The sequence below is a fragment of the Aciditerrimonas ferrireducens genome, assembly GCF_023130475.1.
Lineage (GTDB): Bacteria > Actinomycetota > Acidimicrobiia > Acidimicrobiales > UBA8190 > Aciditerrimonas > Aciditerrimonas ferrireducens.
Genome location: NZ_JAKHEX010000007.1, coordinates 30,264 through 49,960, shown reverse-complemented (window position 1 = coordinate 49,960; position 19,697 = coordinate 30,264). Strand labels below are relative to the sequence as shown.

Annotated in this window: 17 protein-coding genes; 12 read left to right on the top strand and 5 right to left on the bottom strand. The window is 73.1% G+C overall.

The features are described 5' to 3' along the window. Position 1 precedes the first annotated feature (1 nt). The 4 genes from Acit_RS06075 to Acit_RS06060 are packed head-to-tail and all read left to right on the top strand — an operon-like array spanning position 2 to position 3,748. Positions 2-601: an amino acid synthesis family protein gene (locus Acit_RS06075; RefSeq protein ID WP_248106940.1), complete on the top strand. Its 600-nt coding sequence runs from the start codon at positions 2-4 to the stop codon at positions 599-601. A gap of 59 nt (positions 602-660) precedes the next feature. Continuing rightward, entirely contained in the window at positions 661-1,674 is a 1,014-nt protein-coding gene (locus tag Acit_RS06070) for a dihydrodipicolinate synthase family protein (RefSeq protein WP_248106939.1), read from the top strand. Positions 1,675-1,695: 21 nt separating this feature from the next. After that, on the top strand, positions 1,696-2,679 hold the full coding sequence (locus tag Acit_RS06065; RefSeq protein ID WP_248106938.1) for an ornithine cyclodeaminase family protein: 984 nt from the start codon (positions 1,696-1,698) through the stop codon (positions 2,677-2,679). Between the two features lie 40 nt (positions 2,680-2,719). Next, positions 2,720-3,748: a dihydrodipicolinate synthase family protein gene (locus Acit_RS06060; protein ID WP_248106937.1), complete on the top strand. Its 1,029-nt coding sequence runs from the start codon at positions 2,720-2,722 to the stop codon at positions 3,746-3,748. 81 nt (positions 3,749-3,829) lie between these two features. On the opposite strand, the gene Acit_RS06055 is transcribed toward Acit_RS06060, so the two are convergent. Beyond that, positions 3,830-4,930 (bottom strand): LuxR C-terminal-related transcriptional regulator, encoded by a 1,101-nt coding sequence (locus Acit_RS06055; RefSeq protein ID WP_248106936.1) that lies wholly within the window; start codon positions 4,928-4,930, stop codon positions 3,830-3,832. A gap of 605 nt (positions 4,931-5,535) precedes the next feature. Between Acit_RS06055 and Acit_RS13570 the strand changes: the two genes are divergently transcribed. From Acit_RS13570 to Acit_RS06040, 3 genes are all read left to right on the top strand, one after another. Then, a complete protein-coding gene (locus tag Acit_RS13570; protein WP_248106935.1) occupies positions 5,536-6,003 on the top strand; it encodes a sigma factor-like helix-turn-helix DNA-binding protein in 468 nt (155 codons plus the stop codon). Beyond that, positions 6,000-7,487 (top strand): TolB-like translocation protein, encoded by a 1,488-nt coding sequence (locus tag Acit_RS06045; RefSeq protein WP_248106934.1) that lies wholly within the window; start codon positions 6,000-6,002, stop codon positions 7,485-7,487. Before Acit_RS13570 ends, Acit_RS06045 begins: the two co-directional genes overlap by 4 nt. Before the next feature lie 167 nt (positions 7,488-7,654). Continuing rightward, the gene (locus Acit_RS06040; RefSeq protein WP_248106933.1) at positions 7,655-8,272 is read left to right on the top strand and encodes a hypothetical protein; all 618 of its coding nucleotides are present in this window, start codon (positions 7,655-7,657) and stop codon (positions 8,270-8,272) included. Here Acit_RS06040 and valS read toward each other — a convergent pair. Continuing rightward, the gene (gene valS / locus Acit_RS06035; protein WP_248106931.1) at positions 8,259-10,958 is read right to left on the bottom strand and encodes a valine--tRNA ligase; all 2,700 of its coding nucleotides are present in this window, start codon (positions 10,956-10,958) and stop codon (positions 8,259-8,261) included. The two genes, Acit_RS06040 and valS, sit on opposite strands and share 14 nt — an antisense overlap. Before the next feature lie 20 nt (positions 10,959-10,978). On the opposite strand from valS, the gene cysS reads away from it, so the two are divergent. The 3 genes from cysS to Acit_RS06020 all read left to right on the top strand — a co-directional run bounded on the left by cysS (position 10,979) and on the right by Acit_RS06020 (position 14,603). Continuing rightward, positions 10,979-12,433 carry a cysteine--tRNA ligase gene (gene cysS, locus Acit_RS06030; protein ID WP_248106928.1) on the top strand — a complete coding sequence of 485 codons (1,455 nt, stop codon included), beginning with the start codon at positions 10,979-10,981 and terminating at the stop codon, positions 12,431-12,433. Positions 12,434-12,521: 88 nt separating this feature from the next. Then, the gene (locus tag Acit_RS06025; protein ID WP_248106926.1) at positions 12,522-13,739 is read left to right on the top strand and encodes an acyl-CoA dehydrogenase family protein; all 1,218 of its coding nucleotides are present in this window, start codon (positions 12,522-12,524) and stop codon (positions 13,737-13,739) included. Between the two features lie 96 nt (positions 13,740-13,835). After that, positions 13,836-14,603, top strand: a complete 768-nt coding sequence (locus Acit_RS06020) for an aquaporin (protein WP_248106923.1) — start codon at positions 13,836-13,838, stop codon at positions 14,601-14,603. Between the two features lie 8 nt (positions 14,604-14,611). On the opposite strand, the gene Acit_RS06015 is transcribed toward Acit_RS06020, so the two are convergent. Further along, on the bottom strand, positions 14,612-15,964 hold the full coding sequence (locus tag Acit_RS06015; protein WP_248106922.1) for an acyl-CoA dehydrogenase family protein: 1,353 nt from the start codon (positions 15,962-15,964) through the stop codon (positions 14,612-14,614). A 292-nt stretch (positions 15,965-16,256) separates the two neighbouring features. Between Acit_RS06015 and Acit_RS06010 the strand changes: the two genes are divergently transcribed. Both Acit_RS06010 and Acit_RS06005 read left to right on the top strand, forming a co-directional pair. Beyond that, entirely contained in the window at positions 16,257-17,699 is a 1,443-nt protein-coding gene (locus tag Acit_RS06010) for an MFS transporter (protein ID WP_248106920.1), read from the top strand. 115 nt (positions 17,700-17,814) lie between these two features. Then, entirely contained in the window at positions 17,815-18,345 is a 531-nt protein-coding gene (locus Acit_RS06005) for an arsenate reductase/protein-tyrosine-phosphatase family protein (protein ID WP_248106918.1), read from the top strand. Here Acit_RS06005 and Acit_RS06000 read toward each other — a convergent pair. After that, positions 18,317-18,811, bottom strand: a complete 495-nt coding sequence (locus Acit_RS06000; protein WP_248106916.1) for a DUF4395 domain-containing protein — start codon at positions 18,809-18,811, stop codon at positions 18,317-18,319. The genes Acit_RS06005 and Acit_RS06000 overlap by 29 nt on opposite strands. A gap of 90 nt (positions 18,812-18,901) precedes the next feature. After that, on the bottom strand, positions 18,902-19,687 hold the full coding sequence (locus Acit_RS05995) for a TetR/AcrR family transcriptional regulator (RefSeq protein ID WP_248106914.1): 786 nt from the start codon (positions 19,685-19,687) through the stop codon (positions 18,902-18,904). Positions 19,688-19,697: the final 10 nt, after the last annotated feature.

The following is a 19,697-nucleotide window of genomic DNA, read 5'->3' as shown; positions in this document are numbered from 1 at the left end:
CGTGCTGACGATTCGAAAGGTGCAGCTGGTGGTGGAGGAGGTGAGGCTGGCGGCGGGCCGGCCCGGCCTGCGACCGCTCCGGAAGGTGGCGGCGCTGGCGGTCGTGAGCAATCCGCTGGCCGGGCAGGGATTCGTGGAGGACCTCTCGCCACTGGTCGAGCCCTCGGCGGCCCTCGGCGAGGAGCTCGGGACGCTGGCCCGTGAGGCCCTGGGCGACGAGGTCCAGAGCTACGGCAAGGCCGCGATCTGCGGGACCGCTGGCGAGCAGGAGCATGCCAACGCGTGTCTCACCTCGGCGTTCGGCGACGCGTTCCGCAAGGCCGTGGGAGGCGGTCTGGCCTGGATCACCTCGACCACGAAGGTCGGCGGGCCCGGCTGCGCCATCGACGTCCCGCTGGCCTACAAGGACGAGCTCTGGGTCCGGAGCCACTACGACGCCGTGGAGGTCCGAGTCCCCGACGCGCCCCTTGCCGACGAGCTGGTGGTCATCGCCGCCGTGGCCAACCGAGGGCGGCTCCATGCCCGGCTCGGGGGACTGAGCCTCGAAGAGGCGCGGACCCGGCTCGAGGCGAAGTCGGGAGCCGCCGAGGGAGCGGCGTGACGGCTGGCGGTGGTGGGACCGAGAACGGAAGCGACGAACCATTCGAGGAGGAGATGGAAGTGGCACTTCCCTACACGAGGAGCGAGGCCAAGGAGCGGGCACGCACCTGGCGCGGCATGTGCAACGTGACCCTACCGAGCTTCACGAGCGACTTCAGGGGTCTGAACGACGAGGCAATCCGTCACGACGTGCGCCTGGCAGCCCAGATGGGCTTCTGGGGCACGCTGGTGGCCTCGGAGTGCGGGACGACCCTCGAGGAGTACCTCCACTTCCTGGAGGTGGCAGCTGACGCCGCGCCGGAGGGCTTCCGGATCGTGGCGCACCTGAGCTTCTCCACCTTCGAGGAGACGGTCCAGGTGGCCAAGGCCTCGGAGGCCATCGGGGTGGAGGCCGGTCTGCTGGCGTACCCGCCGTCCTTCGTGCCGAAGGCCCCCAGTGACGTGGTGGCCTGGACCCGCGACGTGGCCGAACGGACGGACCTGGCGCTGATCGTTTTTGCCGTGACCACCTGGGGCTATCGGTCGATGTCCCCGCAGAGCTTCCCCCACGAGGCCATCGTCGAGATGGCCGACATCGACACCGCAGCCGCGGTGAAGTACGAGGCGAACCCGCCGGGGATCGTGGCTGGCCTAGCCGACGTCCTGCGCCGGTGCGGGGACCGGATCGTGGTGCAGTGCCCGATGGAGCACACGGCGCCGGCCCTGATCGAGTGGTTCGGCATGCCGTGGATGGGCACGAGCGGCTACGAGGCGTTCGGCGACCGGGTGCCGCGCTGGTTCTCGCTGCTGCACGAGGGCAAGTGGGACGAGGGCATGGAGCTTTACTGGAGCTACCAGCCGGCACGAGAGGCGAAGGGGGCGTGGAGCCAGACCTGGGCCGGGTCGAACTTGATCCACCGGGTCGGCTGGAAGTACCTGGGCTGGCTGCAGGGCTACAACGGCGGGTTGCTGCGGATGCCGCAGATGCGCCTGCACCCAGGGCAGATGCGGATGCTGCGAGCCGGCGTGGAGGCATCGGGGTTCGAGGTGCCGAGCGACGACAGCGGGTTCGCTACCGGGCGCTTCCCCGCCTGAACCGGTGCGAGAGAGGCGAGGATGACGCTGATCCTGGACGAGAAGCAGATGACCGCCCTGCTGGACGTGGGGCGGTCCATCGAGGAGCTCCGCCAGGCGCTGGCGGAACAGGCCCAAGGGCTGGTGCAGATGCCGCCGCGGCAGACGACGGACGCAGCAGACGGGCAGAACTGGCTCCGCATCAGCCAGGCGTTCCTGAACGGCTCGGGCTACATGGGCTTCAAGGCCATGAACCGGGCAGCGGGGATCGGCATGCGGTACCTGGTGGGTCTGTACCGGATCGCCACGGGGGAGCTGCTGGCCCTCATGGACGCGAACTGGATCACCACGCGGCGGACCGCGGCCACGTCGGCACTCGGGACCCACCTGCTGGCCCCGGCGGAGGAACGGCGGGTAGGGGTGATCGGTGCGGGGGTCCAGGCCCGAGCGTTCCTGGAGGCCTACCTGCACCTCCGGCCACTGGAGGACGTGGTGGTCCACAGCCCTCGGGCGGAGAGCCGCGAAGCGTTCGCAGCCTGGATCGGGCAAGAGCTGGGTGTGCGGGCCGAGGCCGTCGGATCGGCGGAAGCGGTTGCCGAGGCGTGCCCGGTGACGGTCCTGGCCATGCGGGCGCCCCGGGAGCCCGTCTACCGGGCCGCCTGGCTCCGGCCCGGCGTCCACGTGACCGGGCTGAGCTCGGTGCGAGCCGAAGCCCGGGAGGTCGAGGACGAGTGCTGGCGACGGGCGGACCTGGTGGTCGTGGACGACCGGGGGACCGTCGGCCAGTCCGGTGACGGGCGCTCCGCCGAGGCCAGCGGGGCGATCCGGCTCGCCGAAGTGCCCGAGCTCTGGCAACTCGAGGCAGGCCAGGTCGGCCGGACCGATGAGCGGCAGGTGACCCTGTTCAAGTCCTCGGGCAACGCCCTGCAGGACATCGCCGTGGCCGTCGGCGCCTACCACCTGGCGGTGGCCGGTGGCCTGGGGCAGGAGATCGGAGCGTTCCCAGCAGTGAAGCCCTACGCCTGAGCTGCTTTGGACGGCAGGACGAGAGGAGGAACGGAGAGCGATGGCAGCGGGGGCGAAGGTCGCGCCGAGCGACATGAAGGCCTGGGCGCAGGAGGAGTGGCGGGGAGTCTGCAACGTGATCATCCCCTCGTTCACCGAGGGGGCCCGGGGACTCAATGAGGCCGGCATTCGTCACGACGTCCGGCGGAACATGGAGCTGGGGTTCTGGGGAGCCCTGCTGGTCTCGGAGGCCGGCACGACGCCGGCGGAGATGCGGCGGTTCATGGAGATCGCCGTCGACGAGGGCCGAGGACGGCACTACACGGTGCTGCACGGCTCGTTCGACTCCTTGCAGACGACGCTGGCGGTGGCCCGGGACGCCCGGGCGATCGGGGTGGACGGCTTGCTGGTGGCCTACCCGAACAGCTTCTACCCCCGTTCGACTGCCGAGCTGCTGGCCTACACCCGGGCGTTGTGCGAGGGAACCGAGCTGGCGGTGATCCTGTTCTGCGCCCCGCACTACAACTTCGCCCGGCTGCACCCCAGCGGGTTCCCCATCGAGGTCTGGACCGAGCTGGCCGATGTCCCGAACGTGGTGGCGGCGAAGTACGAGGTGGGACAGCCGGGGGTGGTGGGCAGTCGGCAGGCGTTCGAGGCCTTGGCCGGCCGGGGACTGCTGGTCTGCGATCCCTACGAGCCGAACGTGCTCTTGTGGGAGGAGCTCTACGGCACCCCCTGGGTGGGGACGAGCAACTACGAGTACTACGGGACCACCGTGCCGGAGTACCTCGAGCTGGCACGGGCCGGGCGACGGGAGGAAGCGCTGGCCCGTTACTGGGCGATCCAGCCGGCCCGGCTCGCCCGGGAGCAGCTCCGAGCGCAGGCGGCGGGGGCGAACTTCAACCACCGCTACCTCTGGAAGTTCCAGGCCTGGCTCCAGGGGTACAACGGCGGCCCAGTGCGAGCGCCGGCGATGAAGCTGACCGACGCCCAGATGCGGCGTGCGGCCGAAGGACTGGTGGCGGCCGGACTCATCCCGGAGGTCCCGAAGGACTTCGGGGCCTTCTTCGAGGGCCGGTGCCCCGCCTGAAGGACCCCCACGAGGAAGGACGGGGCGCCGCGGCCGGTGTGGCGACGGTCCAGCCAGGCTGCCGGTCGGTTCGGTGGACGCTCAGGTGGCCGCGTCGAGGTCCGCGGGCCGGTCCCGGTGGTCGGCGGCCGCCCGCCAGACGGCTTGGACGAGTTCGGCCCGCGAGCTGACCTGGAGCTTGGCGAAGATGCGCTTGAGGTGCTGCTTGACGGTGTTCTCGCTGACGAAGGAGAGCTCGGCGATCTGACGGGTGGTGAGGCCCTGGCTGACGAGGTCGGCGATCTCCCGTTCGCGAGGCGAAAGGGGCAGGGCGGCGTCGGGGAGTCCCGGAGCACCCGCCGGACGGAACGAGACGAAGGACACCACGGCGTCCTGGCGGGAGCGGAGCCGAACGGCCTTGACGGCCACCGCGCCCCCGAGGTCTGCCACGGGTCGCTCGTCCCGGCTGCCAGCGACCGGGGTAGTCGTGTTCGCCTCCTGGGCGGTGACCACCCGCTGGTGGCCCTGGCGGAGCTGCTCGAGCGCCTCGTGGAGCACAGGATGGGCACGCTCGAGGTACGTCTGGTGGGAACCGGGGACCGCCCGGAGGGCCATGCGGTTCTGGAAGATGAGCTCGCCGTCGACGGTGGTGACGACGACGGGTTGAGCGGCAGCGTCCAGGGCGTCGGCGAGGAGGACGGTCCGCTCGCTGACCTGGTCGTAACGGCGCGCCCTCGTCACCGCGGCGGCGACCTGCTCGGCGACGAGGCCGAGCGCCTCGAGGTCCTCGAGGGAGAAGGGAGGATCCTCCTTGCGGCGGGCCATGTTCAAGGTCCCCTCGACCACCCCGTCGACGATGATGGGGGCCTCGAGCGAGTGGTGGTAGCCGGCCTCCTCGAGGACGGCGCAGACGGCCGAGTGCTGCCAGCGACAGGGCGGCCCGAGGCGGCTGGAGTCGATCGGGCCCCCTCGGGCCACGGCCTCCTGGAGGACCGGGTCGTCCTGACGCCCCTCGTCCTCGTAGCGCTGGAGGAAGCGGTCGGGCACGTTGGCGGCGACGTCCAGCGGTCGGAGGCTGGACGGTTCGAGGAGGTAGAAGCCGTAGCCAGCGGCAGAGACGACCTCAGGGACGGATCGGAGCCAGGCGAGCTGGACCTCCCGGACGGAGGCGGCGCTCTGGACAGCGGCCACGGCGCCGAGCACGGCCCGCGCCCGCGAGGCTGGCAACCCGGGAGGTAACACCGACTGATTCGTGCATCAAGACTACCACCAGGCGAGTCGCCGGCGCTGGCCAGGGCATGGCCCGTTCACGCGATCGTCACGGAGTCGCCACGAAAAACCCGTTGCGTTCACCGGCGAAGAGGCGTACCAATGAAGGTGGAAGCGAACAGCGCCTCCGGCAAGGACCCTAGGGAAAGGAGGTGTCCGAGTCGTGGGAAGCAGCGTGTTCGAACGGTCGCCGCCTCGGGGAAGGGCGGGAGCCCGGAACTGACCGGGGCCTGCGGGACCGACCGGTCCCCGCCACGTCGAGGACGGTCGCTGCGAGTCCGAGGCCGGACGCATCTGGTGCCTGGTGCGGTGGTGCAGCCGGGGCGGGCGGCTGCCGGACCCCGGGGTTCGGCCCGTCGCGGACGACGTCTTCCCACCCTTTCGGCGGTTGGCTCTCCGGTCCGACCGCAGGCCGAGGATTCCATGGTGCGCTGGAGGGGCCCGCAAGGCCCCTCCAGTCGCGTCGGCGCCGTCGACGCGTGGGCGGGCGGTGCTGTGCCAGGCTGGAAGGGGCGGCGAGCGAGCGGGGAGGAGACCGGGTGGGCGAGTGGGGGACGACCGGGGGACGGGGCGGGGCGAGCCACCTCGCCCGGCTGCCTGCGCCTGCGTCGGCACCGGTCGAGCTGGTGCGGACGGCGGCCCTGTTGACCGGGGACCCCGCGGTGGCCGGCCGCCTGGCCGAGGAGGCCGTCGTCCGGGGAGGTCCCGGTGATCCTCGGGAGCAGCTCCACTGGGTGGTGCGGGCCAGTCGGTTGGTGGCACGGCGGCGTCGGGGCGGGCCGGGGCAACCGTGGGGAGGCCTGTCGTTGGCCTCAGCGCCCGAGCTCCAGGAGCTGGCAGCCGTCCTGGGGCTGCTCCCGGAGCGGCTGCGGACGCCTCTGGTGCTGCGCTATTTCTGCGACCTGCCGGTCGGTGCCGTCGCGGACGCCCTGGGGTGGCGACAGGCGGTGGTGGAGGCCCGTCTCGGCCAGGCGCTGGCACGGTTGCGCGGTCTGCTGGAGCTGTGAGCGGGGACGAGCTCTTCGAGCAGCGACTGCGGCGGAACCTGCGACGGCTGGCCGACGAACTGATCGAGGGGCCAGGCCCCGAGATCGAAGCGGCGGTCGATCGCCGTCCGCGCTGGTACCAGCTGCCGCGGCCCACTCGGCGCGGCCTCGGGCGGGTGCTGCCGGGCTGGTCTCGTTCCGCCCGCGGGCTGCTCGTCGGGCTCTGGGTGGCCTGCGCGGTGCTGCTGCTCGGCGGGGGCGTGGTCATGGGGCTGGCCCTGGCAGGGAGCGGCGCCCCCTACCGGACGGTCCGGCCCGGTCCCGAGCAGGCTGCGCTGAACGCCCTCCCGGGTCCGCTGGCGGTGTTCCGGGGTGACCGGCTCCTGGTGCTCTCCCCCGGGGTGGCGAAACCTCGACCGGTGGCCGACCGCGCCCCAGGTTCCGCGCCCCAGTGGTCGGCCGACGGGGCGTGGCTGGCCTTCCTGGGTGCTGGTCAGCACCTGCACGTGGTGCCGGCCGGCGGAGGTCCAGGGCGAGTAGCCCTTCCCTGGCCGGTGACGGCCTTCACCTGGTCACCAGCGGCCGATCTGGTCGCCGCCATCCCGGCGGCCGGGCCGGACGCCGGGGGGCTGGTGGTGGTGAGTGCCGCGCCCGGCGGGTCGAGATCGAGCACGCCGGAGGTCGTCGCCCCGGTGGCCTCTTCCTTCGTCTGGTCCGACGACGGGCATCGGCTGGCCTACAGCGTGCCAGGGGTGGGCTCGGCCCCGGATCGGGTGGTGCTGGCGGACCTGGTGGACGGCCGGCGAACGGTCCTGGCCTACGAGCCGCCAGCGGGTACGGGCATCCAGCTGGCCGGCTTCTGGCCGAACGGCGCGGGTCTCCTGGCCTGGCTGGATCCCGGACGCTCGGCAGCGGCCGAGGCCACAGGCCTGGAGCTGGTTGCCGTGCCGGTGGCCGGGGGCCCGGTTCGCCCCGTGGCGACCACGTTCGTCTACCTGCCCTGGCTGGTCTGGTCCCCCGGCGGCGGGCGGCTGGCCTTGGTGGCCCAGCACGGCGCCTTCCCGTGGTCGGGCAGCCAGGTGGAGGTCTGTCGCCCGGCCACGGGCCGGTGCCGGGCGCTGCCGAACCCTCGGGGCTGGGTGACCCTGGACCCGGCCTGGTCGCCGGACGGGCGCTCCCTGGTGGTCGTCCGAGCGCCGGTACTGGGGGACGGGACGGGGAGCGGCCTGGACGGGTGGGACCAGGAACGACGCTTGTGGATCGTCCCGGCTTCGGGGGGTCTGGGTCGACCGGTGCGAGGTGCCCGGGCCGGGGCGACGGCGCCCCGCTTCGGGGTAGGCGGGACGACGGTGGTCTACGCCACCCCGACGAGCGTCCAGAGCGTGCCGGTCGACGGGGGGCGGTCGACGACCCTGCTCGGCGGCTTGCAGGGCGAGCTGGACAGCGCCGGTCCCGATGGGTTCGGCAAGCTGCCATGGGGTGGGGTGCCGGCGTGGCAGCCCTAGTGCTGCTGGTGCTGGGCGCGAGGGTCGGCGGATCCTGGCAGCGCGCCGAGGGAGATCCCCCGCTCGCCGGGCGGGGTGGGTCATGCTAGGCGGACCCCGGACCGGCCTCGGGGCTCGAAGGCAGCGGCAGGCAGGCCCGGGCCGGCGGGCGCGCGAGGGGACGGGCCATGGGGACCAGGATCTGGCTGATCGTGGGCGGGCTGCTCGGAGTGGCGGTCGGCCTGGGCAAGGTCCCCTATCTTGCGGGCGCGGCCTTCACCTTGGCGCAGACCAGCCTTCGGATCGTCCACACCGGTGGGCTGACCCTGGTGCACGACGCGGCTCGTCACGGGGCGTCCCGACGGGTGGTGCTCGGGCTGAGCGCGCTGGTCGGGGTGCTCGTGCCGGGGGTGGCCGCGTGGGGCTTGGTGGCCGCGGCCCGGGCGGTCCGCTGGCTGCGGGTCCTGCTGGCCCTGCTGGTGGCCTTGGTGGGGGTGGTGTCGGCGGTCTACCTGCCCGCGGGCGCCGCCGCGGGCACCGTGGTCCTGGCCCTGGCGGTGGCCGGGATGGTGGTGGCCGCCTCGGGTCCCCTGCTCATGGCCCCCTTGGCCGGGATCGCCGGCCTGCTGGCGGCGGTCTACCTGCCGGGGTTCCTGGACCCGAGGAAGCTGGCCGCTGCGCCGGTCGAGGACCTGCACCTGGCGCTCCTGGGTCGGCCGGGGCAGCCCCTGTGGCTGGAGGCGGTGGTGCTGGCGGTGGCCGCCCTGCCGTTCCTGCTGGCGGCCCGCCGGGTCATGGTTCGCTGAGCTCGGCCAGCTCGACGGCCACGGCCGGCTCCTGGCCGTCCGGGAGGGCTTCGGTGCGCAGCTCGAGAACGGCGCCTGCCTCCCGAAGGTCGGCGAGGGCCGGGTCCAAGGCGGCCAGGGCCTCCGGCCGGTGGCGGACCACCGCCTGGGCGACCGGCGAGCGCATCGAGCGGCGGGCATCGGTCTTCGCCCGGCGGATCGCCCCGAGGACCCAGCTGGCGAGGGCCAAGGTCCCCTGGCCGTCGGCCGCGGAGGCCTCCCGGGCAGCCACCGGCAGCTCCTCGAGGCGAGGCCAGGGGGCCCGGTGGATGGAGGCGTCCTGGTCGTGCCACCAGGACCAGACCTCCTCGGTGACGAAGGGCTGGAAGGGGGCGAGGAGCCGGAGGAGGATCGAGAGGGCCAGGCCCAGGGCGGCCCGGGCCGACCGGCTGGCCTCGGGGTCCGGGGTCGTGGCCCCGGGCTCCCCGTAGGCCCGGGCCTTGACGAGCTCGAGGTAGTCGTCGCAGAAGCGCCAGAAGAAGGCCTCGGTGCGCTCGAGGGCTCTGGCGTAGTCGAAGGCCTCGAAGGCCGCAGTGGCCTCGCGGACGACCTCTCCGAGCTCGGCCAGCATGGCGAGGTCCAGGGGGTGACGGACGGCCTCGGGGCCCGGAAGGGTCTCGGCGCCCTCGTCGGCCAGGCGCCCGAGGGCGAAGCGGGAGGCGTTGAGGACCTTGATGGCCAGGCGCCGACCCACCTTCATCTGGGCCTCGTCGAAGGCGGTGTCCACCCCGGGGCGGCCCGAGGCGGCCCAGTAGCGGACGGCGTCGGTGCCGAGGCGCTCGAGGAGGTCGAGGGGGGTGACGACGTTCCCCTTGGACTTCGACATCTTCTTCCGGTCGGGGTCGAGGACCCAGCCGGAGATGGCCACGTCGGACCAGGGCAGGGAGCGGTGCTCGAGCTCGGCCCGGACCACCGTGGAGAAGAGCCAGGTCCGGATGATCTCGTGGGCCTGGGGGCGCAGGTGCATGGGGAAGACCCGCCCGAAGAGCTCCGGGTCGTCCTCCCAGCCGCCGGCGATCTGGGGGGTGAGGGAGGAGGTGGCCCAGGTGTCCATGACGTCGGGGTCCCCGACGAAGCCACCGGGTCGGCCCCGCTGCTCGGGTCGGTAGCCGGGGGGCGTGTCGACCGAGGGGTCGACCGGCAGGGCCTCCTCGGGGGGCACCAGCGGGTGGTCGTGGTCCGGCTGACCCTCGTCGTCGAGGGGGTACCAGACGGGGAAGGGCACGCCGAAGAAGCGCTGCCGGCTGATGTTCCAGTCGCTGGAGAGGCCCTCGACCCAGGCCTCGTAGCGGTGCCGCATGTGGGGCGGGTGCCAGCGCAGCTCCCGCCCCCGCTCGAGCAGACGCTGGCGGAGGGGCAGGGTGCGGACGTACCACTGCCGGCTGGAGACGATCTCGAGGGGCCGCTCGCCGCGTTCGTAGAACTTGACGGGGTGGGTGATGGGCCGGGGCTCCCCGACCAGGTACCCGGCCTCGGCCAGCAGCTCGGCGATCCGTCGGCGGGCCGCCTCGGGCCGGCGTCCTTGGAGCTCGGCGTAGGCCCGCTGGGCCCCGGCGGGGTCCAGGCTCTCCCAGCCCGGGCTGCCGAAGGGGGCGGGCTGGAGCCGGCCGTCCCGGCCGACGAGGGTCCGGGTTGGCAGGGCGAGCTCCCGCCACCAGACGACGTCGGTGGTGTCCCCGAAGGTGCAGACCATGGCGATGCCCGAGCCCTTCTCGGGGTCGGCCAGGGGGTGGGCGACGACCGGGACCGGCACGCCGAAGAGGGGGGTGGCCACGAGCTGGCCGACCAGGGGCTGGTAGCGGGGGTCGTCGGGGTGGCAGACCAGGGCCACGCAGGCCGCCAGGAGCTCGGGCCGGGTGGTCTCGATCTCTACGGCCGGGCCGGCGGGGTCCGGGGGGCTGAGCGGAAGGGGCCGGTCGGCTGGCCCGAGGAGGGGGAAGCGGAGGCGGTGGTAGGCGCCGGGCAGCGGCCGCTCCTCGAGCTCCGCCTGGGAGACCGCCGTCTGGAAGTCCACGTCCCAGAGGGTGGGGGCCTCGGTCGAGTAGGCGTGGCCGGACCGGAGGAGTCGGAGGAAGGCCCGTTGGCTGGCCCGGACGGCCCGGTCGGAGATGGTGGTGTAGGTGTGGCGCCAGTCGACCGACAGGCCCAGGCGGCGGAAGAGCGCCTCGAAGGCCCCTTCGTCCTCGGCCGTCAGCTGGTGGCAGAGGGCGACGAAGGTCGGCCTGCTGACCGGCACCGGCGGCTCGGACCCTCGCCGGCCGGCCCGGTCGGGTGGGCCGCTGTCCTCGGTGATGGACGGGTCGCAGCGGACCCCGAAGTAGTTCTGGACCCGGCGCTCGGTGGGCAGGCCGTTGTCGTCCCAGCCGATGGGGTAGAAGACCTCCCGGCCCTGCATGCGTTGGTAGCGGGCGATGGTGTCGGCGTGGGTGTAGGAGAAGACGTGGCCGACGTGGAGCGAACCGGAGACGGTCGGCGGGGGGGTGTCGATGGCGAAGACCGCCTCCCGTGGAGCTGTGCGGTCGAAGTGGTAGGTGCCGGCCTGCTCCCAGCGGACCGACCACTTCTCCTCCAGGCCCTCGAGGGCCGGCCGCTCGGGGAGGACCGGGCGGCGGGCGGGCTGGTCGGGTCGGGGACGGAGGGGGCTCACGGTGCGGTTACCGTATCCGAGTGCCTGGCGACCCGGCGCGCCCGACCTCCTCGTCGACGCTGACCCTGCGGCTGCACGACTCGGCGACGGGCCAGGTCCGTCCCCTCGCCCTGCGGCAGGCCGGCGAGGTCTCGATGTACGTCTGCGGGCCCACGGTCTACGACGTACCGCACCTGGGCCACGGGCGCTTCACCCTCGTCTTCGACGTCCTGCGCCGCTACCTGCGGTTCGTGGGCCTGCGGGTCCGCTACGTCTCGAACGTGACGGACGTCGACGACAAGATCTTGGAACGGGCCCGGCAGGAGGGCTGCCCGGCAACCGAGGTCGCAGCCCGCTACGAGGCGGTCTGGTGGGAGGCCATGGCCCAGCTGGCGGTGGAGCGACCCGACGAGGTGCCCCACGCCACGGCCTGGGTCCCCCAGATGGTGGCCCTGGTCGAGGAGCTGGTGGCCAAGGGCGCGGCCTACGAGGCCCCCGACGGGGTCTACCTGGACGTGAGCCGGGTGCCGGACTACGGCTTGCTGGCCCTCCAGCCCCTTGCGTCCCTGCGGGCCGGCGCCCGGGTCGCCGGCGGCGAGGCCAAGCGGCACCCCTTCGACTTCGCCCTCTGGAAGAAGGTGCCGGGGACTCAGGACCAGGTATCCTGGCCCTCGCCGTTCGGCCCGGGCCGGCCCGGGTGGCACACGGAGTGCGTGGTCATGTCCCTGGGCCTCCTCGGCGAGGGTTTCGACCTGCACGGCGGCGGGCAGGATCTGCGGTTCCCGCACCACGAGAACGAGCGGGCCCAGGCGGTCGCCCTGGGCCGGGCCTTCGCCCGGCACTGGGTGCACAACGGCTTCGTGGAGGTCGAGGGGCAGAAGATGTCGAAGTCCCTCGGGAACTTCACCTCGCTGCCCGACCTCCTGGCCCAGGCCGACCCCCGGGCCTACCGGCTGCTGGTCCTGCGGTCCCACTACCGGCGTCCGCTGGAGGTGACCCCGGCGACGGTCGGGGACGCCGAGAGCGGCCTAGCGCGCCTCGACGCCCTGGCCCGGCGGTTCCCGGAGGCGGTGGCGGCCGGCGCCCAGGTCGACCGGGCGAGCGAGGCCATCCGGGCCGGGGTGCCAGCGGCAGCGCTGGAGGGCTTCTGTCGGGCCATGGACGAGGACCTGGACACGCCGGGGGCCCTGGCGGGGATCTTCGAGCTGGTCCGCCAGGCCCACCAGGCGGCCGACGCCGGGCAGGAGAACGAGGCCCTGGGGCTGGCCCGGGCGGTGGGCTGCCTGGCCGGTGCGCTGGGCCTGGCCCTCGGGGACCACGCCCTTGGACCCGGTCGCACGGAGCCCGACGAGGAGGCGAAGGCCCTGCTGGCGGCCCGGGACGAGGCCCGGCAGGCCCGGCGGTTCGAGGAAGCCGACCGCCTGCGGGACGAGCTGGCGGCCCGCGGGTGGACGGTCGAGGACAGCCCCGAAGGCTCCCGCCTGCGACCCCGCTGAGCGGTCCGATCCGGCCCACCCGCCTTGTTACCGTCGGGTAAACTGGGTGGTGGCCGAGGGACCCAGGGAGGGTCGGAAGGAGAGCACGATGCCGCAGCCGTTCTCGATGGAGCTCAACGAGGACCAGCTCCAGATCCAGAAGTGGGTCCACGACTTCGCCGAGCAGACCATCCGGCCCGTGGCCCACGAGTGGGACGAGCGGGAGGAGTTCCCCCGGCCGGTGGTGGAGGAGGCGGCGAAGATCGGGCTCTACTCCTTCGACTTCATGGCCCAGGCCTTCGCCGACGAGACCGGGCTGACCCTCCCGATCGCCTGCGAGGAGCTGGCCTGGGGCGACGCCGGGATCGCCCTGGCCATCTTGGGCTCGAGCCTGGGTCTGGCGGGGATCGCGGCGAACGGGACCCCTGAGCAGCTGATGGAGTGGGGCCCCCAGTGCTACGGGACTCCGGACAAGATCCAGCTCGCGGCGTTCTGCGTCTCGGAGCCCGACGCCGGCTCCGACGTGAGCTCGTTGCGGACCCGGGCGGTCTACGACGAGGCCAAGGACGAGTGGGTCCTGAACGGGACGAAGACCTGGATCACCAACGGGGGCATCGCAGACGTCCACGTGGTGGTGGCCAGCGTGGACCCCGAACTCGGCTCCCGCGGACAGGCCAGCTTCGTGGTGCCCCCGGGGACCCCGGGGCTGAGCCAGGGGCAGAAGTTCAAGAAGATGGGGATCCGGGCCTCGCACACCGCCGAGGTGGTTCTGGACAACGTCCGGGTCCCGGGGCGCTGCCTGCTGGGCGGGAAGGAGAAGCTGGACGAGCGCCTGGCCCGCGCCCGGGAAGGGAAGCGGTCGAAGTCCCAGGCGGCCATGGCCACCTTCGAGGCGTCCCGGCCGGCGGTCGGCGCCCAGGCCCTGGGCATCGCCCGGGCGGCCTACGAGTACGCCCTGGACTACGCCAAGGAGCGGAAGGCCTTCGGGCGGGCCATCATCGAGAACCAAGGCATCGCCTTCAAGCTGGCCGACATGAAGACTCGGATCGACGCTTCCCGGATGCTGGTCTGGCGGGCCGCGTGGATGGGCCGGAGCGGCCAGCCCTTCACGGCCGGCGAGGGGTCGATGTCGAAGCTCTTCGCCGGGGAGACCGCGGTCTGGGTCACCGAGCAGGCCATCCAGATCATGGGCGGCTACGGCTACATCCGGGAGCACCCCGTGGAGCGCTGGCACCGGGACTCCAAGATCTACACCATCTTCGAGGGCACCTCGGAGATCCAGCGGCTCATCATCGCCCGGGCCATCTCGGGCATCCACATCCCCTGAGCCCCCTGGTCCCCTGACCGGCTGGCGAGAGGGTCCTGCTGCGCCTCGGCCAGTCGGCCCGCCCCGCCGGCGAGCGGCATGCGACAGGATGGGTCGGTGGGTCACCGCCACCTCTTGGCAGCGTGTGCCGCCGAGCTGGTGGGCACCGCCGTGCTGGTCGGGGTGGGTCTCTCGGTGGTCATCGTGGCCAGCGCGCCCCACGGGCCTTTGGCGTCGGTGCTGCCATCCCTGGCTGCCCGGCGGGCCTTGACCGGCGGACTGTTCGGGGCGGTGGGCATGACCGTGACGCTCTCGCCGGTCGGCAGGGTGAGCGGTGCCCACCTCAACCCGGCGGTGTCCTTCGCGTTCTGGTGCGAAGGCACCCTGCCGGGTGCCGCCTTGCTGGGCTATGTGGCAGCACAGCTGACAGGAGCGGTCCTCGGGGCCCTGCCGCTCCTGGCCTTCGGTTCCCTCGGGCAGCAGGTGGCCTACGGGGCGACGATGCCCGGACCGGCCGGGATCGGCCCGGCCTACCTGGGTGAGACCCTGACCACCTTCGTGCTGGTGGCCACGGTCGTCGTCTTCGTCGCCCATCCCCGGTTGCGGGCCTGGACGCCGTGCACCCTGCCCCCCATGTACGGCCTGATGGTCTGGCTGGAAGCGGCCTACTCCGGCACCAGCACGAACCCGGCCCGCAGCCTCGGCCCGGCGGTGGTGAGCGGCCAGTGGCACGCCTACTGGCTCTACTGGGCCGCCCCGCTCACCGGCAGCCTGCTGGCCGTCGCGGCGCGACACCTGGTGCCTGGGCTCAAGGAGCTGGAGGTCGAGGTGGCCCGCGTGGCCCACTTCGAGGCCCGGCGTCCCTGGCCGCCGCCTCGGCGCTGACCAGCGGCTCAGGCGTTCTTGGGCAGCTGCGAGAAGGGGGTATCCCGGTCCGGGCCGGGCTCCTTCGGCAGGCCCAGGACCCGCTCGCCCAGGATGTTCCGCTGGATCTGGTCGGTGCCGCCGTAGATCGGGGGTGCCTGGGCGAAGAGGGCGGCCTCGGTGATGGCCGTGAGCTCGGCCATGCCGGTGGCCTCCGCCAGCTGGCGTCGGTCGTCCTCGCTGTAGCCGTGGAGGGTGCCGTAGGGGCCGAGGATCTGGAGACCGAGGTCCCGGACGAGGCGGACCACCTCGCTCATGGTGAGCTTGGCGATGTTCGGCATGCCGGGGACGTCCCGGCCGGCCTCCCGGGCGGCCTTGACCCGGGCGGTGTTGAAGCGACCGAGCTCGTTCAGGATGTGGAGGCGGACCAGGCCCTGGCGGATGACGGGGTCCTCGAGGAGCCCCCGACGCCGAGCGGCCTCGACGAGCAGCGCGGTGCCCGAGCGGGCCAACGAGCCGGGGCCGGCGGCGTCGCTGCCCGCCGCCCGCCGGCCCGGGCCAGCCACGAAGTCACCGGCCCGGCGCTCGAGGTGACCGGCCACCGAGCCCGGCATGGCCCCGCTGCCGCCACCGGCCGACCCCCCGCCCGCACCGAGCCCGGCGCGCTCGAAGGCCAACGTGGTGTTGGCGACCCGCCACCCGTCGTTCAGGTCCCCGATGCGGGCATCGTCGGCCACGACGGCCTCGGTGAGGAAGACCTCGTTGAACAGGGCCCGCCCGGTCATCTCCCGCAGGGGCCGGACCTCGACCCCGGGCTGGTGCATCGGGAGGGCGAAGTAGCTGATGCCCCGGTGCTTCGGCGCCTCGGGATCGGTCCGGGCCAGGAGCATCCCGTAGTCGGCGATCTGTCCCCCCGAGGTCCAGACCTTCTGCCCCGTCACGACCCACTCGTCGCCGTCCCGCACCGCCTTCGTCTGCAGCCCCGCGAGGTCCGAACCGGCCTGGGGCTCGCTGAAGAGCTGGCACCAGGCGTCCTGGCCGGTGACGATGCCCCGGACGTAGCGGTCGATCTGGGCCTGGGTGCCGTGGACGGCGATGGTCGGGGCGGCCAGCAACAGACCCAGGCCACCCGGGGCGCCCAGGGCCCCGTGGGCCGCGATCTCCTGCTCGACCCGCACCGCGTCGGCCCGGGACAGGTCCCGGCCGTAGGCGTTGGCCGGAAGGCTCGGGGCCGCCCACCCGGCGAGCCCGAGGCGCTCCCACCATTCGCCCACGGACAGGTCCGGGTCCCAGTTGTCCTTCAGCCAGGCCCGGAGCTCCTGGAGCAGGGCGTCGTCCTCTCGGCGCTCGGTGGCCCCCTGGGCGGCAGCGGTGGTGGTCACGGTCTAGTCCTCCTCGGTTGGCGGCGGCGTCCGCCGCCACGTCCCCAGGGTACTCCGAGCCCACCAGCTGAGCGATGGCCCTGGTCAGGGGCTTGGGATGGGTGCCTGTTCGGGTCGGACGCCCCCGGATCGACCACCGCGCCGACGGCCCCGCCCCGATGTCGCGAAGAGTTCACCCAGGCGTTACCCCCCGGCCATCCGGGGGTCGCCTCGGGGCAACCTGGGCCTCGGACAATGGCGGCAACGGCCGGAAGTCCCGAGCCTGCGACGAGCGCCCCGAAGGAGGGCGCCCGTGTCCGATCAGTTGACGACCGCCCTCGACGAAGCACCCTTGAGCCGGTTCCACACCCGGTCGGTGGTGGTCGCCGGGATGGGGTTCTTCACCGACGCGTACGACCTGTTCATCATCGGGACGGCCACGACCCTGATCGCCAAGCAGTGGCACTTGAGCTCCTCGGAGACCGGGCTGGTGAACTCCATCACCCTCATCTCGGCCTTCGTCGGGGCCTTCATCTTCGGTCGCGTCGCCGACGTGCTGGGTCGGAAGAAGATCTACGGCCTCGAAGCCGCCCTGATGGTGGGCGGTGCCCTGGCCTCGGCCTTCGCCCCGAGCCTGGCCTGGCTGCTGGCGTTCCGGTTCATCCTCGGCATCGGGGTCGGCGGTGACTATCCGATGTCGGCCGTCCTCATGAGCGAGTTCTCCAACCGCCGCAACCGGGGGAAGCTCGTCGGCCTGGTCTTCTCCATGCAGGCCCTCGGCACCGTGGCCGGCTACGTCGCTGCCCTGGCCCTGCTGTCGGCCGGGGTGAACCACGACGTGACCTGGCGGATCCTCCTCGGCCTGGGTGCCCTGCCGGCCGCCGGCGTGGTGCTCCTCCGTCGGCGCATGCCCGAGTCCCCCCGCTACCAGGCCAAGGTGGAGGGCCAGCGGCGGGAGGCGGCCGTGGCGGTCGCCTCCTACTCCGAGGGTGCCGTGCAGACCGACCTCCAGGGGATCAGCGACGGTCCTGGCCGGCGGATCGGCCTCTGGCAGTTCCTGAGCACCCCCCGCTACCTCCTCTACCTGGCCGGGACCGCAGGCGCCTGGTTCGTGTTCGACTACGCCTACTACGGCAACTCGGTCTCGGCCCCCCTCATCGTGAAGAGCGTGCTGGGCAGCCACGGGGCCCACGTCTTGACCGAGGCCCTGGCCCTCCAGCTCATCGTCTTCTCGGTCGCCGCGGTGCCGGGCTACTACCTGGCGGCCTTCGCCATGGACCGCATCGGGCACCGGCGCCTTCAGCTGATCGGCTTCCCCCTCATGGGCCTGGCCTTCCTCCTCATCGGGGTCATCCCCGGCATCACGGCGGCAGTCGGCCCCTTCCTCATCCTCTTCGGCATGAGCTACTTCTTCGCCGAGTTCGGGCCCAACACCACGACCTTCGTGCTGGCCGGCGAGGTCTACCCCACCAGTGCCCGCAGCACCGGCCATGGCATCAGCGCCGGGGTGGCGAAGGTCGGGGCCTTCATCGGCGTCTACCTCTTCCCCGTCATCAAGGACCACCTGGGGGTCGCTGGTGCCCTCAAGCTCTCGGCGGGCTTCGCCCTGGTGGGCGCCCTGCTCACCCTGCTGGTGCCCGAGCCCGCCCGCCGGAGCCTCGACGAGCTCTCCCCCGAGGATGTCGTCGAGGCCGCCGGCGAGGTGGTGCGAGCTGCCCAGCAGCCCGTCCCCGGGGCGGTGCCGCCTGGCGCTTGACCCGGCCGTTCGCCTCTCCACCACCAGGCGACCCCGTGCGGTCCGCGCCCCCGGCCTCCCCCGGGGCGGGCCGCACGGGCGCGTCCTGGCCCCGATGGGGTCCTAGCCTCGGGCCGTGACCCGGCCCTCAGTGCTCTTCCTCTGCACCGGCAACGCCGTCCGCTCGGTGATGGCGGCGGCGGTGCTCGACGCCCACGGCGGGCCCTACCAGGCGACCAGTGCCGGGACCTTGGCGGTGCCCGGGCAACCCATGGGATGGCGGACCCGAGACGCCCTGGTCGCCCTGGGGCTCCCGGTGCCGCCCCACCGCTCCCGGCAGGCCACCCCTGCCTTGCTCGACCAGGCCACCCTCGTCGTGGCCATGGCCCGGGAGCACGTCGCCTGGGTCCGCCAGTGGTGCCCCGGTGCCGCCGAGCGGACCGCCACCCTCCCCTGGTTGGCGTCCCGTCTCCCCCTCGGCCCCGCGCCCCTCACCGAACGGCTCGGCGCGCTACACCTCTCGACGGCCAGGCTCTCCGAGCAGGACGAGGTCGCCGAGCCCGACCCCGAGGACCCCGCCAGCTACCAGACCCTGGCTGCCCGCATCCGTACGCTGGTCGACGAGCTGGCCCGCCGGCTCACACCCGCTCCGCCCACCGGCGGCTGAGGTCAGCGCACTCTGGGCAGGCTGTGGCGGGGAGAAGGCCCAGCCGGCCCAGCAGCGCGAAGAGGCGGCAGCCCAGGCAGAGACCCAAGGCGGCCTCCAGGCCGGCAGCCAGCAGGAGCGCGACCAGCACGACCGTGGCGGCCAACCGGTCTCCGGTGGCGAGCCAGAGCACGGCAGCGGTGGTCGAGCAGAGCGCCCCGATGCCCTGGGCGAAACGCTTCGGACGTCCCGGAACGAGCCTCGGCGATCCGAGCCGTGGCGCGACCACCTGGGTGGCGAACCGGCCCAGGGGGCTGAAGCGGGGGCCGCTCGCCACCCGAGCCCAGAAGCCGGCGGCCAGGGGGACGAGGAGCCAACCCTCCTGGCCCGCCAGGGTGGCGAGGGTCAGGACGACGACCCCGGCAGCGACGACCCGGGCGGCGAGCTCGTTGACCGGGTCGGGGAACCGCAGCAGTGAGCGAAGCACGGCAAAATCTTACCATTATGATCGGCTTTATGGGGAAAGACGCGGGTGTGAGGAGGCGGGGCGGGGGGATGAGCGGTGGGCCTCGTCTTTTCACAACATGTCACACAAACTCCACAACGACTGGTGAGGGCCCCGATGGCTCGCCGTGAACCAGCGCGGTCCTTGGCTGCTCGGACCCCGTGTCCCGAGGTGCGACAGCCCCGCGTCGTCGTGGCGGGGACCGCTCGGACCGGTCGCGAGATCGGCGAGGCGGCGTGCGAGGCGGTCGGCCGCCAGGTCCTTGGCGGCTTCGGGCGCGTCCTCGGGGGGGAGATGGTCCCGACCGGGCTGGCGGGTGAGGAGGAAGCGGCTGGCCCCTTCGGCCATGCCGACCACGGCGTGGGCGAGGAGGAGACGATGCTCGTCGTCGAGGCCGGCCTCGATGAGGCTGCCGACGGCGCCGGCCAGGACGTCCTCGACCCGGCGGAGCCAGTCGGAGAGCTCGGGGTCGGCGGGCGCCTCGCTGCCGAAGAGGAGGCGGAAGGCATCGGCGTGGTGGACGACGAGGCGGAAGTAGGCGGCGAAGCCCGCCTCGACCTGCTGGCGGGGCCCGGCGGCGCCGGCGGTGGACTGGGCGATGGCTTGGAGGAGGTCCTGGGCGACGGCGTCGACGAGCTCGAGGTAGAGGGCCCGCTTGGAGGCGAAGTGCTGGTACAGAAGAGGTTTGGTGACGCCGGCGGCCTCGGCGATGTCGTCCATGGTGGTGGCGGCGTAGCCCTTGGCGGCGAAGACGCGGAGGGCGACGTCGAGGAGCTGTTGGCGCCGCTTGCGGGCCGGGAGTCGCTTGGGAGGCCGGCCGACGGCGGGCCGCGGGGCCGGGTCGGGGAGCGCCGCCACGGCGTGCAGC